Below are 12,943 nucleotides of genomic sequence, written 5' to 3'. Positions count from 1 at the left end.
CGCCATCATCCGGGCCGCCCCGGCCGCCGCCGCGCTCTACACCTGCCCCGAACCGCTCGCTACCCGCCCGCCAGAGCCGCTGCGTAATCCGGCGAGAACGAACCCGTCGGCCCCGCGCAGCCGTCCACCTCGCCAGGCGGCTTGACCCACAGGAAGGCGTCGATCGCCGCATCCCCGGTCGCCGTCGTCGGTGCCGTGCCGACGGCCCGTCCCGCCGGGTCGCACCAACTGCCGTCGGCAGGCGCGCCGTTGCCATTGCGGCCGGTGTCGATCACGGCGTGCAGCCGCGACGATCCGCCGAGCGCCGCCAGCACCTGCTTGGCGTACGGGATCTCGGCCGAGGTCAGCTGGAAGTTCGAGACGTTGGTGTAGATCCCGTCGCCGCTCGTGAGCACGCCCGCCGAGCGCAGCTTCGCGGCCTGATCGGCGGCGCTGTTCCAATGCGAGTGCCCCGCGTCGAAGTAGACCTTCGCCCGGGAATCCGCCGCGTGAATGGCAGCGCCCGCCCGCGTCAGCGAGGCGTACCGGCCGTTCAGTTCGGACGACGACAGACACGTCGTCAATGCCACCGAGTCCGGCTCCAGGATCACGATCACCTCCCCGCTCCCCAGGCCCGCCGCGAACTTCTTCGCCCACGCGTCATAGCTCGCCAGATCCGGCGCCCCGCCCGCCGACGCCCCGCCGCAGTCCCGGTTCGGTATCTGATACGCCACCAGCACCGGCACCTTCCCCGCGCCCGCGGCGGCCGAGGTGACCCGGCGTACGTCGGCCGTGACCGTGGACGGCTTGTACGTCGAGAACCACACCGCCTGCGGGCGGCTCGCGATCTTCGACGCGATCAGCGGTTCGCGTGAGTCGCTCTTGTTGGCGGCGACCCACTGGTTCACCTGCGACTGCGGGTCGTTGAAGAACTCCGAGGCCGGGGCGGTTGTCGCCCTGGCCGACGCTCCGGCCGCCTGGCGTGACGCCGACGCCGACGGCGATCCCGACGCCCGCGCGCCGCCGGCTGCCGCAGCGCGGCCTCCGGTCTCCGCCGACGGCCGTCCCACATCCGCCAGTTGCGGGAGGGACGGCGTCGCCCCGTCCGTGGCTGCTGTCTCTGACGGGCGGGATGTAGCAGCGTAGGACAGCATCACGCCGCCGGTGACGGTGCCTGCGCCGATCAATGCCGCGATGGTCACGGCCACGAGTTTTGTACGGGGCATGTCCTCAAGTCGCCGCCACCTCCCGAAAGGTTGCCACTTCGGCCCGTCCGGCGTTTGAGGACACCGCAGGGCGTTCGGGGTCTACGCCCCGGCGAACGCCTCCCGCGCCAGGAAGACCAGCCGCGCCCGTTTCCCGGGCAACTGGACCTCGGGCCCGAGCACGAAGCCCGCCCTCAGAGAGCGGGCCACGGCCCGTTCGTTGCGGGCGTCGGGCTCGGCGACGATCCGCTGACGGGAAGGGTCGGCGTCGAACAGGTACCTGAGGAACACCGTCAGCAGGGCGGCGGTAAAGCCGCGTTCGGTGTGTCCGCCGACCGCCACGGGGCCGATGAGGACATGGATGCCGAAGTCGCCCGGCAGCACGTCGTAGCACTCGCCGACGGGATCCTCGGCAGGCTCGTAGGACTGGAAGAGGGCGACGGGGCACCCGTCGCGCTCCAGCAGGTACGCGTGGTGGGTGGTGAGGGAGTCCAGGTACTCGTAGATCTCCTGGACGTGCTCACGCGAGTGCTCGCGAATGCCCAGAAGCGGGCGCGGTCCTGGGTGACCCAGCCGAAGATGAGTCCGGCGCCATGTCGATCACGGGATGGCGGGTGCGTAGTGGATGTGGGCCGGACGGTAGAGGCTGCGGCCCAGGGCCGCAGCGATCCCTTTCAGCGGTGGCGCCGTGCTGTGCCTGCACGGCTGGCTTCCCCTGGCCAAAGTCCACCGGGCGCGCTGACGGCGGGACCTCAGGCCGTCCAGGCCGCCGCGGCGGCCTGGCTACGAGAAGGAGGTACAGAGAAGTGTCACCTGATGACCACCGGGTGACTGCTGTCCGCTCGGCGATTTATCGGAGTCCAGGGAATGCTTGGAGAGCGTCACCGCGAGCGATCAGCCGCCGACACGCCGCGCGAAACACCCGAACCGCACCGGAAGGAATCTCACGCCATGACCGCGACCGCGCCCAAGGCTCCGACTGCACCAGGGGTGCGGTCCTGGTGGGGAATCCCGTACGCCACCGCCGAGCGGTACCGCCGCCCCGTAGTCACGGACTTCGCTCCGGATCGCCCCTGCGACCGCAAGGGCGTCGCCCCGGTCCAGCCCGACAGCGGCGACTGGCTCGAAGCGGACAGCGGGACGGGCGAGGACTGCCTGAACCTGAACGTGTGGGCCCCCGAGCAGCCGGCCGGGAAGACGCTGCCGGTGGCCGTGTACATTCACGGCGGCGGATTCGAGTTCGGCGCGAACACGCAGACCACCTCGAACGCCGCCGGTCTGGCCGCGACGGGGCGCGTGGTGAGCGTGTCGGTCAACTACCGGCTCGGCGCACTGGGCGCGCTCTCGCTCTCGCAGTACGGCGGGCGGCTCGCCGAGGCCAGCAACCTGGGCCTGCAGGACGTCATCGCCTCCCTCACCTGGATCAAGCAGAACATCGCCCACTTCGGTGGCGACCCCGACGACGTCACCGTCTTCGGCCACAGCGCCGGCGCCTACTCCACCCTCGGGCTGCTCGGGGCCTCCTCCGCGGACGGCCTGTACCGGCGGCTGGCCGGGTTCTCCGGCGCGCCCTCGCGTCTCGTCCCGGCCTGGTGGGCCGAGGAGCTCGCGGAGCGGTTCGTCACCGAACTCGGTGTCGCGGGCAACCCCGACAAGCTGATCGATCTGGACGCGGCCTCCCTGGTGGCCGCCCTGCGCAAGGTCTGTCCGACGGATCTCGGAGTCCGTGGCGGGATGGACAACCAGAGCCTCGGCGTCGTCCTGGACGCCGAACAGCCCGGCGGGGTGCTGCGCGCCCACCCCCTGGAAGTCCTGGCCTCGGGTTCGCACCGGGACATCGACGTCCTCCTGAGCACGGCCAGTGACGAGATGGGCTGGTGGGTGGCGAACGACCTCGACCGGTTCGACCCGAACGCCGTCGACCGCGTCACCGACGAATTCGCGGGGTGGCGTATTCCCCGCTCCCGCGCCAGGAGGATCGTCGATACCTACGACCAGGGCGGCCGCACCCCTGCCGAGGTCCGCGCCGCGTCCCTGACGGACTACATTTTCACGCTCCCCGCCGCTCGCGGTGCTCTGGCCCACGCCGCCGCGGGCGGCAACGCCCATCTCCTCATGATCGGGCCCGCCGAGGGTGCGCCTGCCGTGCACGGCACCGAGATGTACGCCCTGGTCGGCCAGGAACAGCCGGGCCGCAGCCCTGAACAGGCTGACCGTGACACGCGTATCCGCGACATCGTCCTCGACTTCGTCACCTGCGAACAGACCCGCCTGTGGCCCGCCGTCACGGACCGGCCCACCTCGGGAAGTGTCGGCAACCCTCCCTACGAGCCCAGCGCCCGCTACCAGGCGGTCCTCGACCTGTTCGAGAACATCGCCCGCCCCTGACGGTCACCGGGCGATCCGGAACAGCGCACCTGGGGGCGAACAGAGCAAGGAACTCGACATGAGCCAACCGACAGCAGCCGGCGACGCCGCACCGGCGACGATGCGGGCCGTCGTCGTCACCCGGCCCGGCGGCCTCGACGCACTGGAGATCAAGGATGTGCCGGTGCCCATACGCAAGCCCGGCTGGGTGCGGATCAGGGTGAAGGCGTTCGGCGTCAACGAGTCCGAGGTCACCACCCGCAAGGGCGAGTCGGACGCGGTGGTCACCTACCCGCGTGTGCCCGGCATCGAGGGCGTCGGCGTGGTCGATGAGGCCGACGAGGAAAGCGAACTGCGGCCGGGACAGCAGGTGGCCACGATGATGGGCGGCATGGGCCGCTCGTACGACGGCGCGTACGCCCAGTACGTGACCGTCCCCGCGGCGCAGGTCATCCCGTTTGAGACCGGCCTGCCGTGGGACGTGGTCGGTGCGCTGCCGGAGATGTTCCAGACCGCCTACGGATCGCTGACCACCGGCCTGGACCTCAAGGCCGGGCAGACGCTGCTGATCCGCGGCGGCACCTCCACGGTCGGGCTGAGCGCGGCCACGATCGCGAAGGACCTCGGAGCCACCGTGCTGTCCACCACCCGCAGCCCGGAGAGGGCCGGGGGACTGCGGGCCGCAGGCGTCGACCATCCCCTCGTCGACAGCGGCACGATCGCCGACCAGGTGAGCGAGCTGATGCCGGAGGGTGTCGACGCCGTACTGGAGTTGGTGGGCTGCTCGGTGCTCGCCGACACCCTCCGCACCGTCCGCCGGCACGGCACGGTCTGCTTCACCGGAGCCCTGGCGGGCCAGTGGACGATCCCCGATTTCACTCCGTTCATGATCCCCAACGGGGTGCGGCTGACGTCCTACGGCGGTCAGGCCGCCGACCTCCCGGCCGACGTCTTCGCCCGCCAGCTCCAGGCCATCGCCGCAGGGAGCCTCAAAGTCCCGGTCGCGAAGGTCCACCACGGCCTGGAACAGGTCCGTGACGCCCAGGCCGACATCGAGTCCGGCACCACGCCGGGCAAGCACGTCGTCGTCCTGGAGGGCTGGGACCTGGGCAACTGAGAAGAGACAACCAACCACCCCCGATGCGCGACGGTCGACAACGGCCGGCCACAGCATCCGTAAGAGGAACTGGCACAGGAATTGATATGGGCCGGCCGTGGCCGTGGCCGTGCCGGGCAAATGGCCGACCAGCTCCAAGCCCCGATGGTAAGTGGATCGACTTTCGTACCCCGATGAACATGGCGTACGTGTCGGCCGCCGACGATCACTCCAACAACACCCCAGAAGGCAGAAACCCATCTGAGAATCCGACTGACCGCCGGAGAAACCATCCTCAACGCAACCCTCGACGACAACGCGACGGCACGCGACTTCGCCTCACTGCTTCCGCTGACGCTGCAGACGAACGACCTGTTCAAGCGCGAGAAGTACGGTCACCTGCCCCGGTCTCTCACCGCAGGAGGCGAGCCGCAGTCCAGCTACGAGATCGGCAACATCATCTACTGGTCACCCGGTCCCGACATCGCCATCTTCTATGACCACGACGGCCAGTCCATCCCCGACCCCGGCATCATCATCCTCGGCGAAATCGACTCGGGGGCCGATGCCTTCAAGAAGTACGACGGCACGGTCGACGTCACCATCGAGGCCGTCGACTGAGACCCAGCCGGAAACCACCGAGATCGTCAACCAAGGAGCGGAGGGGGGACGGTCGTGGCCTCGCCGGCCGCGAAGGCGGCCGGGGTGAGACCGGTGCGGTCGCGGAAGAAGCGGCCGAAGTTCGCGGGGTCGGTGAAGCCGAGGTGGACGGCCACAGCCCGGGCATCCCACTGGGCACCTCCCAGCAGGCGCCGGGCTTCCAGGAGGCGCCGCTCGTCGATGAGTTCACGTACCCCCTTGCCGGTGGCGTCCCGGGCGGCACGGCTCAGAGTGCGGACCGAACAGCCGAGCAGTTCGGCGTAATCCGCGGCGTGGTGCAGCTCGCGAAAGTGCAGCTCCAAGGCGTCCAGGAAGCCTCCGTACCTGTCGGCACGGCCCATGCCGGCCGTGGCCGTGCCGATGGGGGCGATGCCCGGGGAGTTGGCCAGGCGCAGCAGCAGCGATTCGAGCAGGCTGCGCCGCAGGGCGTGGTGGATGCCGAGGGGGCGGCGCCCCAGTGCGCGGTGTTCGTCCAGGAGCTGGAGTGCCGTCTGATGGAGCCAGGCGGTGTCGTCGGGGTGCGGGCTGAGCACGGCAGGGGCCTCGTGCGCGGTGAGCGGGGCCAGGAGGCGGGCGAGGTCGGGCCGCAGCACGTCCGGTTCGAACAGGATGAACGGGCCGCGGGCCGCGCCGGGCGGATGCCAGCACTGCGCGTGCCCGGGACGCACCCACAGCCACTGGCCGGGGGCGACGGTCCGCGTGACGTAGTCGACGTCGTGCCGCAACTCACCCTCGGTGACCAGGATCAGGTAGTGGAAGGTGGCACGGCCCGGACGGGGCGGGTTCCACGGCCAGTCGTCGTGCTGGGCGAAGAAATCCTCGACGGTACGCACCTCAAGGCCGTACGGAGTACCGACCGGGGGCTGGAAACCGTACAGCGGAACCGCAGCTGGTCCGGCCTGCCTGCTCGGCCCGGAGTGTCGCTTGTCGACCATCACGTGTCCGCAGCCTACCGCCCTTCCGGTCGGCTTCGACGGAAGGATGGGACGTGCCACCGCGCTCGCGCGGCGCGCCCTCCGCCTCCTTCGATGCCACAGTCCGTCACCACCTGAGAAGGCTCACCACCCATGAACGGATCGGCCCTGCACAAGACCGCCGCCGACTGTGCGGAGGAACTCCCCGGAGCCCAGCTGGAGCACCCCTTCGGCCCCGACTGGGAGGTCTACAAGGTACGCGGCAAGGTGTTCATGCTGATGACCGAAGTCCCGGGGCGTCCCGTCGTGATCCTCAAGGCGGACCCCGGCGAGGCCGACGCCCTGCGGGAGCAGTACAGCCACATCACCCCCGGCTACCACATGAACAAGAAGCACTGGATCACCCTGGAGAGCGGAGAAGGCGTCGACAGGGAGCTCGTCAGGGAGCTCGTCACCGACTCCTACCGGCTCGTCGTCGCCCATCTGCCCAAGGCCGAGCGGCCTGTCGACCCGCACACCTACGGCATCGGCACGCGGGCGGCCCGGTGAACACGGCCGGTGACCGCCTCCAGGACACCGCCCGCCAGGCGGCCCTGGCCCTCCCCGACGTCAGCCACGGCTACCCCTTCACCCCGGGACTCGACGTGTACAAGGTCGCGGGCAAGGTGTTCCTGATCATCACCGACGACCCGGACGATCAGATCATCACGGTCAAGTGCGAACCCGAACACGCCCGCGCTCAAGTACGCGACTACGCCTCGATCACACCGGGCCGCTATCTCGACAAACGCCACTGGATCTCGCTCGGGCCTGGACCCGGCATCACCGAGCGGCTGGTCACCGACGCGGTCGAGGATTCCTACGACCTGGTCGCCGAGCGGCTGCCGCGAAGCGACCGCGCCGGTGCCCGATGAGCGCCGCGAGCTTCCCCGCGAACGGCGAGCCCTCGCTCGTCAGCGTCCCGCGATAGGGCTCGCCCCGTCCGCACACGCCCGCCTGCGCCCCACAAAGCTGGAAGACGTCGTCAGGCAGGACCACCTCTTGGCCGCGGACGCCGCTGCCGGTGTCGGCCACCTTCTCCGGCGTGGCCGAACCGCTCCAGGCCACCGGTGGTAAGTGGATCGACTTGCCTCGGGGGTGGTGCGGGAGTTACCTTCCGATGGTGAGTCCATCGACTTACCTCACGACTCGGCAAGGAACAATGAACATGAATCGTCTTGCGGGCAAGCGCGCCCTCATCACCGGCGGCACGAGTGGGATCGGTCTGGAGACCGCGCAGCGTTTTATCGCGGAGGGGGCCGACGTGCTGGTCACGGGGGTCACCCCGGCCAGCATCGAAAAGGCGCGGCAGATCCTCGGGGACAAGGTGCCGGTGGTGCAGGCCGATGCGCGCGATCTCGATGCGCAGCGCGGCCTGGCGGAGCGGGTGCGTGAGCACTTCGGGGAGCTGGACGTGGCATTCCTGAACGCCGGCGTCTCGGACTGGCGGCCGTTCGAGGACCACACGGAGGACAGCTTCGACCGGCTCTTCGACATCAACGTCAAGAGTGTCTTCTTTCTCACGCAGGCCCTGGTACCCGTGCTCGCCAACCCGTCCTCGGTCATCCTCAACGCGTCCAACAGTGCGCACGGCGGTTACGGGCAGTCGAACGCCTACGCCGCGACGAAGGCGGCTGTCGGCTCCCTGATGCGGTCGTGGAACGCGGACCTGCTCAGGTCGCACGGCATCCGGTTCAACGCGGTCAGTCCCGGCCCGGTGGACACTCCGCTGTACTCGAAGCTCGGGATCGAGGATCCTGCGCAGCAGTCGGCGGTTCTGGAGGCCATCAGCTCCGGCATTCCTCTGGGGCGCATGGGTCTGCCCGAGGAGGTCGCGGAAGCCGTCGTGTACCTGGCCTCCGATGTCTCCGCCTTCGCTGTGGGCCAGGACCTTATCCTGGACGGTGGCCAGACCGTTCTCTGACAGCGAGGATGCGGCTGGGAGACGGGCGAGGGGCGTGGGTATGTCGGTGGCGGACCGTGACCGAGCGGAAACCGGTGGCGATACGTGCCAGGCCGGGTATCACGCGCAGATCAAAGCGGAGAACCGCGCGCGCATCATCCGCGCCGCCCGCGACCTCTTCCTCGCCCGGGGATACGACAAGACCTCCCTGGCCCAGATCGCCCGGGAGGCGCGCGTCTCCACCGGCACCCTCTTCAAGCGGTACCCCTCCAAGGCTGCGCTGTTCGCGGCCGTCACCTCCGAACAGTGGCAGCTGGATGTGCAGTACGCCGAACCGCCCCCGCCCGGTGATCCCCGGTACGGTCTGGACCACATCGGCCGCGACTACGCCTGCTTGGTCTCGCGGCCCGGCACGGCGGCGCTGTGCCGCCTCATCATCACCGAACTTCCCCAGATGCCGGAACTCGCCGACATCGTCGGCACCGGCTTCGCCATCGACCGCGGACCCTTCTTCGACCGGCTCCGCGACTACCTGGACGCCGAAGCGCAGGCCGGCACACTCGACTTCCGTTCGGCCGACGGACAGACCCAGCCGGCATCCGCAGTGGCCGAACAGTTCCTCGGCATGATCTGCGGCCAGCTCCTGTGGCCTCAACTCGTACGCACCGACTTCGTCCCGCCCGACCCCACCGACACCACGATCGTGGACGAAGCCGTCGCCCTCATGCTCACCCGCTATCGCACCGGATCCTGAACCCCGGACCACCGGTTCACGCTGCAAGGACCCGGATACGTCGCCCTAGCGGGACAGGTGCAGGTATGGGTGACTCGACCGACAACGAATAGCGGCGAGCGCGACCGGTCCTTCCAGTAACCAACAGCGGCCGACAGCTGAGCCCGGACCGTGGCCTCCCGGTACTGCTGACGTGCGCCCCCGGCGTTGCGCTCGGTGGTGCCTCTTGGCAGCGGGTGATCGTGCTTCACCCGTGGGTGCAAGCGTTCGATGACTTCGGCTCACCCGCCCACCCCGGCAGCAGCGCAGGATCGGACACAGGGGCGGCGAGCATCGGTTGCGGCAGTGTCCACGTCACAACTACAACACCTCGCCGGGGGCTGTGTGCTGAGCTCCTGGCGCACGTCCAGGCAGCGCAGCCGGACACCGGGCTGCCCGGATCCCGTGTCGTACGGTCTGATGTCGCGGCCGCCCGCCGTCCGCAACGGATCTCACCGAACCCGGCGGTGCCGCCGGTACGGCCGAAAGATCTGAACCAATACCGGGAATCAGGCGGCGACGAGCTCCTGCTCGCGGTCCGGCGTCTTGACCTTGGGCTTCTTGTTCGGCAGCGAGAGCCGGAAGACCTTGCGCCACGCGGAGACCACCTGCTTGGGCAGCGGCCCGGTGACGTACTCCAGCTCGTACTTTTCGAACAGCGCGCGCACCTTCACCGCGACCTCGGCGTACCGGTTGCTCGGCAGGTCCGGGAACAGGTGGTGCTCGATCTGGTGCGACAGGTTGCCGGTCATGAAGTGCATGGCCCTGCTGCCGCTGATGTTCGCCGAGCCCATCATCTGGCGCAGGTACCACTGGCCGCGCGTCTCAACCTTGATCGACCGGCGCTCGAAGACCTGCACGCCCTCGGGGAAGTGCCCGCACATGATCACCGAGTGGGTCCAGATGTTGCGGATCAGGTTTGCGGTGAACGTGGCGGCGAGCGTGGTGAGGAACGACGGGCCCGACAGCAGCGGGTGGATCACGTAGTCCTTGAGCACCTGCTTGCGGATCTTGCGGCCCACGGCCTTGGCCCGCGCGCGGAACTCCGGGTTCTTGCGGCGGCGCTTGTGCAGGTTCTTGCCGAGCTCCAGGTCGTACGCGGCGATGCCGTACTCGAAGAAGCAGGCGTTGATGAAGTTCCACAGCGGCTGGCCGAGGTGGAACGGGTACCACTTCTGGTCCTCGTCGACGCGCATGATGCCGTAGCCGAGGTCGTTGTCCTTGCCGATCACGTTGGTGTACGTGTGGTGCAGCTCGTTGTGCGAGTGCTTCCACTGCTCGGACGGCGAGACGTGATCCCACTCCCAGGTGGTGGAGTGGATCTTCGGGTCCCGCATCCAGTCCCACTGGCCGTGCAGGACGTTGTGGCCGATCTCCATGTTGTCCATGATCTTCGCCACGGACAGACCGGCGGTGCCGAGCAGCCACGCGGGCGGGAAGATCGAGAACAGCAGCACGCCCCTGCTGACCAGCTCGAGCTTGCGCTGCGCCGAGATGACCTTACGGATGTAGGCGGCGTCTTTCTCGCCGCGGCCGGCGATCACCTCGTCGCGGATCGCGTCCAGCTCGCGGCCAAGCTCCTCGATCTGCTCCGCGGTCAGGTGGGCGGTGGGGTCGGTGGCGGTCAAGGTGCTCCTACCGTTCGATGTCGCAGGGGCCCGCCGCGGCGGACACGCAGGTCTGGATGAGGACGCCCGGTTCGGCCTCGGTGATCTCGCCGGTGCGCAGGTCGCGGACGGCGCCGGCCTTGAGCGGCGTGATGCAGCCGAAGCAGATGCCCATGCGGCAACCGGAGGGCATGAGCACGCCGGCCTCCTCGCCGATGTCCAGCAACGGCGTGGCGCCGTCCGCGTCGACGGTCTTGCCGGTGGCGCTGAACGTGACCTCGCCGCCGTCGCCGGCGACGGTGATGCTGGGGCGGAAGCGTTCGGTGTGCAGGCGCTCTTGTACGCCGTGCTCGGTCCAGTGCTCTTCGGCGGCGTCGAGCATGCCCGCGGGCCCGCAGGCCCAGGTCTCGCGCTCGGCCCAGTCGGGCACGAGTTCGTCGAGACGGGCGATGTCGAGCGTGCCGTCTGTGTCGGTGTGCACCTCGGTGAGCCGCAGCTTCTTGTCCGCGACCAGGTCGTGCAGTTCGTTGCGGAAGATCACGTCTTGCGGCTGTGGCGCGCAGTGGACCATGACGACGTCGTCGAACTCGGTGTCGCGCAGCATGCCCATCACGGGCGTGATGCCGCTGCCGGCCGTCAGGTAGAGCACCTTGGCGGGCTTGGCCTGCGGCAGCACGAAGTCACCGGTCGGCTGGTCGAGCTGGATCAGCGTGCCCGGTTTTGCCCTGCGGACCAGGTGGTTGCTGACCTTGCCGTCCGGGATCGCCTTCACGGTGATCGTGACGCGGCCGTCCTGGCGGTTTGTCGGCGAGGTGATGGAGTAGGCACGCCACAGGCGCACCCCGTCGACGTCGACCCCGATCCGCACGTACTGACCGGCTGTGTGGCCGCGCCAGCCCCGTCCCGGCCTGATCACGATGGTCGCGGCGTCACCCGTCTCGGGGTGCACGGCCTCGATGCGCCCACGCAGGTCAGCGCCCGCACGCAGCGGGCTGACCAGGTCGAGGTAGTCCGACGGCAGCAGCGGCGTCGTGACCATCTCCAGCAGTTTCCACGCCCTGCTGCGGAGGGCTGCACTCGTCATGACTCCAGCTTGCTGCGCCTCAGGGCGTAAAGTCCTGTCCGTAGGACGTGAATCTGGTCGGCTGAATTGTTCGCAGGGAACAAAATATGAGCTATGCAGTCCGGAGGGCCAGCGAACTGGCCCTGGATGAGACGACGGTCACCGCACTTCGGGCCGCGCTGAAGAGCACCGCCGACGAGGTCGTCCAGGCGATCATCGACGAGGTCCCTCCCTACGCCAACGCTCTTTCGGGCCGCATGGGCGCCACCATCCGCCGAGCCGTCCGCACCGCCCTGGGGCACTACCTGGACCTCGCGAGCGGGAACGCCACAGGTGGCGACGCCGGTGAAGCAGCCTACGAGCTGGGCCGCGGCGAGGTGCGCGACGGCCGTTCGATGGACGCCCTGCTCAGCGCCTACCGCGTCGGCGCCCGCGTGGCCTGGCGATGCCTGGCAGCGGGTGCCGTACCCGCAGGTCTGCCCGCCGCCGAGGTCGCCAAGTTCGCCGAGCTGACCTTCGCCTACATCGACGAGCTCTCCGCCGCGAGCGCCGCGGGCCACGCCGACGAACTGGCCGCCCGGGGCCGGGCCCACGAGCGCCACCTGGAACACCTGGCCCGCGACCTCCTCGCCGGCGCGAGCCCGGACGTGCTGCTGGCCTCTGTCCAACGGGCCGGGTGGCAGCCTCCGGTTTCACTGACCGCGGTCCTGCTGCCCGCCGCCCAGGCCCGGCCTGCCTACCGCCGGCTCGACCCGAGCACCCTCGTCCTCGACGATCTGCCGGACGCCACCGGTGTGCTGCTCGTCCCTGATGCCGACCGATCACATCTCTTGCGGCAGCTGACCGACCGCACCGCCGTGGTCGGCCCGGCCCGGCCATGGACTCGAGCGTCCGCCTCGTACGCACGAGCCGTACGCGCGCGCTCCCTCTCCTCTGATATTCGCGACACCGAGGACCACCTGCCCGAGCTGGTGCTGAGCGCCGACATGGACGCGTTCGCAGACCTGCGTGCCCGAGCCCTCGCACCGTTGCGGACCTTGCCTGTCGCGACCGCACGGCGGCTGGAGGAGACGTTGCGGGCGTGGCTGCTGCACCAGGGCAGGCGGGACGAGGTGGCGGCGGCGTTGTTCGTCCATCCCCAGACGGTCCGGTACCGGATGTCGCAGCTGCGGGAGCTGTTTCCGGATCTCGCATCGCCACACCGGGTCCTTGAACTGACGCTGGCGGTCGGTCTTCGGGCCAGCTGACGCGTACTTCGACCGTCCACGACCGCGTCCGCGAGCGGTCCAGGAATCGTGCCTCGCTCTCGGTGCCATCAGCTGGCTCATGCGGCCCGGG

The 12,943-nt window shown here is 69.3% G+C and carries 13 protein-coding genes; 8 read left to right on the top strand and 5 right to left on the bottom strand.

Annotated features, from left to right (window positions below; all coding sequences use genetic code 11):
• Window positions 1-59 precede the first annotated feature (59 nt).
• Together OG607_RS04895 and OG607_RS04890 are read right to left on the bottom strand one after the other, a co-directional pair.
• The gene (locus OG607_RS04895) at window positions 60-1,187 is read right to left on the bottom strand and encodes a glycoside hydrolase family 6 protein (protein WP_405736562.1); all 1,128 of its coding nucleotides are present in this window, start codon (window positions 1,185-1,187) and stop codon (window positions 60-62) included.
• A 99-nt stretch (window positions 1,188-1,286) separates the two neighbouring features.
• Entirely contained in the window at window positions 1,287-1,679 is a 393-nt protein-coding gene (locus tag OG607_RS04890) for a GNAT family N-acetyltransferase (RefSeq protein ID WP_405736559.1), read from the bottom strand.
• 456 nt (window positions 1,680-2,135) lie between these two features.
• Between OG607_RS04890 and OG607_RS04885 the strand changes: the two genes are divergently transcribed.
• From OG607_RS04885 to OG607_RS04875, 3 genes are all read left to right on the top strand, one after another.
• Window positions 2,136-3,572 carry a carboxylesterase family protein gene (locus tag OG607_RS04885; RefSeq protein WP_405719227.1) on the top strand — a complete coding sequence of 479 codons (1,437 nt, stop codon included), beginning with the start codon at window positions 2,136-2,138 and terminating at the stop codon, window positions 3,570-3,572.
• Between the two features lie 58 nt (window positions 3,573-3,630).
• Window positions 3,631-4,668, top strand: a complete 1,038-nt coding sequence (locus OG607_RS04880; protein ID WP_405719224.1) for an alcohol dehydrogenase catalytic domain-containing protein — start codon at window positions 3,631-3,633, stop codon at window positions 4,666-4,668.
• Between the two features lie 204 nt (window positions 4,669-4,872).
• Window positions 4,873-5,268, top strand: a complete 396-nt coding sequence (locus tag OG607_RS04875) for a cyclophilin-like fold protein (RefSeq protein ID WP_405736556.1) — start codon at window positions 4,873-4,875, stop codon at window positions 5,266-5,268.
• A 26-nt stretch (window positions 5,269-5,294) separates the two neighbouring features.
• Here OG607_RS04875 and OG607_RS04870 read toward each other — a convergent pair whose 3' ends face one another.
• A complete protein-coding gene (locus OG607_RS04870) occupies window positions 5,295-6,245 on the bottom strand; it encodes a helix-turn-helix domain-containing protein (RefSeq protein ID WP_405719221.1) in 951 nt (316 codons plus the stop codon).
• Window positions 6,246-6,374: 129 nt separating this feature from the next.
• Here OG607_RS04870 and OG607_RS04865 point away from each other — a divergent pair, with 129 nt between their 5' ends.
• The 4 genes from OG607_RS04865 to OG607_RS04850 all read left to right on the top strand — a co-directional run bounded on the left by OG607_RS04865 (window position 6,375) and on the right by OG607_RS04850 (window position 8,917).
• Window positions 6,375-6,770 carry an MmcQ/YjbR family DNA-binding protein gene (locus tag OG607_RS04865; RefSeq protein WP_405719218.1) on the top strand — a complete coding sequence of 132 codons (396 nt, stop codon included), beginning with the start codon at window positions 6,375-6,377 and terminating at the stop codon, window positions 6,768-6,770.
• Complete coding sequence (locus OG607_RS04860) at window positions 6,767-7,135, top strand: MmcQ/YjbR family DNA-binding protein (RefSeq protein WP_405719215.1); 369 nt, start codon at window positions 6,767-6,769, stop codon at window positions 7,133-7,135. Before OG607_RS04865 ends, OG607_RS04860 begins: the two co-directional genes overlap by 4 nt.
• Before the next feature lie 293 nt (window positions 7,136-7,428).
• On the top strand, window positions 7,429-8,184 hold the full coding sequence (locus OG607_RS04855) for an SDR family oxidoreductase (RefSeq protein WP_405719212.1): 756 nt from the start codon (window positions 7,429-7,431) through the stop codon (window positions 8,182-8,184).
• Between the two features lie 40 nt (window positions 8,185-8,224).
• Complete coding sequence (locus OG607_RS04850; RefSeq protein WP_358342372.1) at window positions 8,225-8,917, top strand: TetR/AcrR family transcriptional regulator; 693 nt, start codon at window positions 8,225-8,227, stop codon at window positions 8,915-8,917.
• A gap of 527 nt (window positions 8,918-9,444) precedes the next feature.
• Here OG607_RS04850 and OG607_RS04845 read toward each other — a convergent pair.
• Both OG607_RS04845 and OG607_RS04840 read right to left on the bottom strand, forming a co-directional pair.
• On the bottom strand, window positions 9,445-10,563 hold the full coding sequence (locus OG607_RS04845) for a fatty acid desaturase family protein (protein ID WP_405719209.1): 1,119 nt from the start codon (window positions 10,561-10,563) through the stop codon (window positions 9,445-9,447).
• A gap of 7 nt (window positions 10,564-10,570) precedes the next feature.
• The gene (locus tag OG607_RS04840) at window positions 10,571-11,626 is read right to left on the bottom strand and encodes a ferredoxin reductase (protein ID WP_405719206.1); all 1,056 of its coding nucleotides are present in this window, start codon (window positions 11,624-11,626) and stop codon (window positions 10,571-10,573) included.
• 86 nt (window positions 11,627-11,712) lie between these two features.
• Here OG607_RS04840 and OG607_RS04835 point away from each other — a divergent pair, with 86 nt between their 5' ends.
• Complete coding sequence (locus OG607_RS04835) at window positions 11,713-12,852, top strand: PucR family transcriptional regulator (RefSeq protein WP_405719203.1); 1,140 nt, start codon at window positions 11,713-11,715, stop codon at window positions 12,850-12,852.
• Window positions 12,853-12,943 lie beyond the last annotated feature (91 nt).

It is taken from the genome of Streptomyces sp. NBC_01537 (assembly GCF_045040445.1).
GTDB lineage: Bacteria > Actinomycetota > Actinomycetes > Streptomycetales > Streptomycetaceae > Actinacidiphila.
This window is presented reverse-complemented; position numbering and strand designations above follow the sequence as displayed.

Excerpts from the sequence above, each read along its gene's own strand:
- OG607_RS04885 (WP_405719227.1), top strand. The coding sequence starts at position 2,136 with ATGACCGCGACCGCGCCCAAGGCTCCGACTGCACCAGGGGTGCGGTCC.
- OG607_RS04880 (WP_405719224.1), top strand. The coding sequence starts at position 3,631 with ATGAGCCAACCGACAGCAGCCGGCGACGCCGCACCGGCGACGATGCGG.
- OG607_RS04865 (WP_405719218.1), top strand. The coding sequence starts at position 6,375 with ATGAACGGATCGGCCCTGCACAAGACCGCCGCCGACTGTGCGGAGGAA.
- OG607_RS04855 (WP_405719212.1), top strand. The coding sequence starts at position 7,429 with ATGAATCGTCTTGCGGGCAAGCGCGCCCTCATCACCGGCGGCACGAGT.
- OG607_RS04850 (WP_358342372.1), top strand. The coding sequence starts at position 8,225 with ATGTCGGTGGCGGACCGTGACCGAGCGGAAACCGGTGGCGATACGTGC.
- OG607_RS04840 (WP_405719206.1), bottom strand. The coding sequence starts at position 11,626 with ATGACGAGTGCAGCCCTCCGCAGCAGGGCGTGGAAACTGCTGGAGATG.
- OG607_RS04835 (WP_405719203.1), top strand. The coding sequence starts at position 11,713 with ATGAGCTATGCAGTCCGGAGGGCCAGCGAACTGGCCCTGGATGAGACG.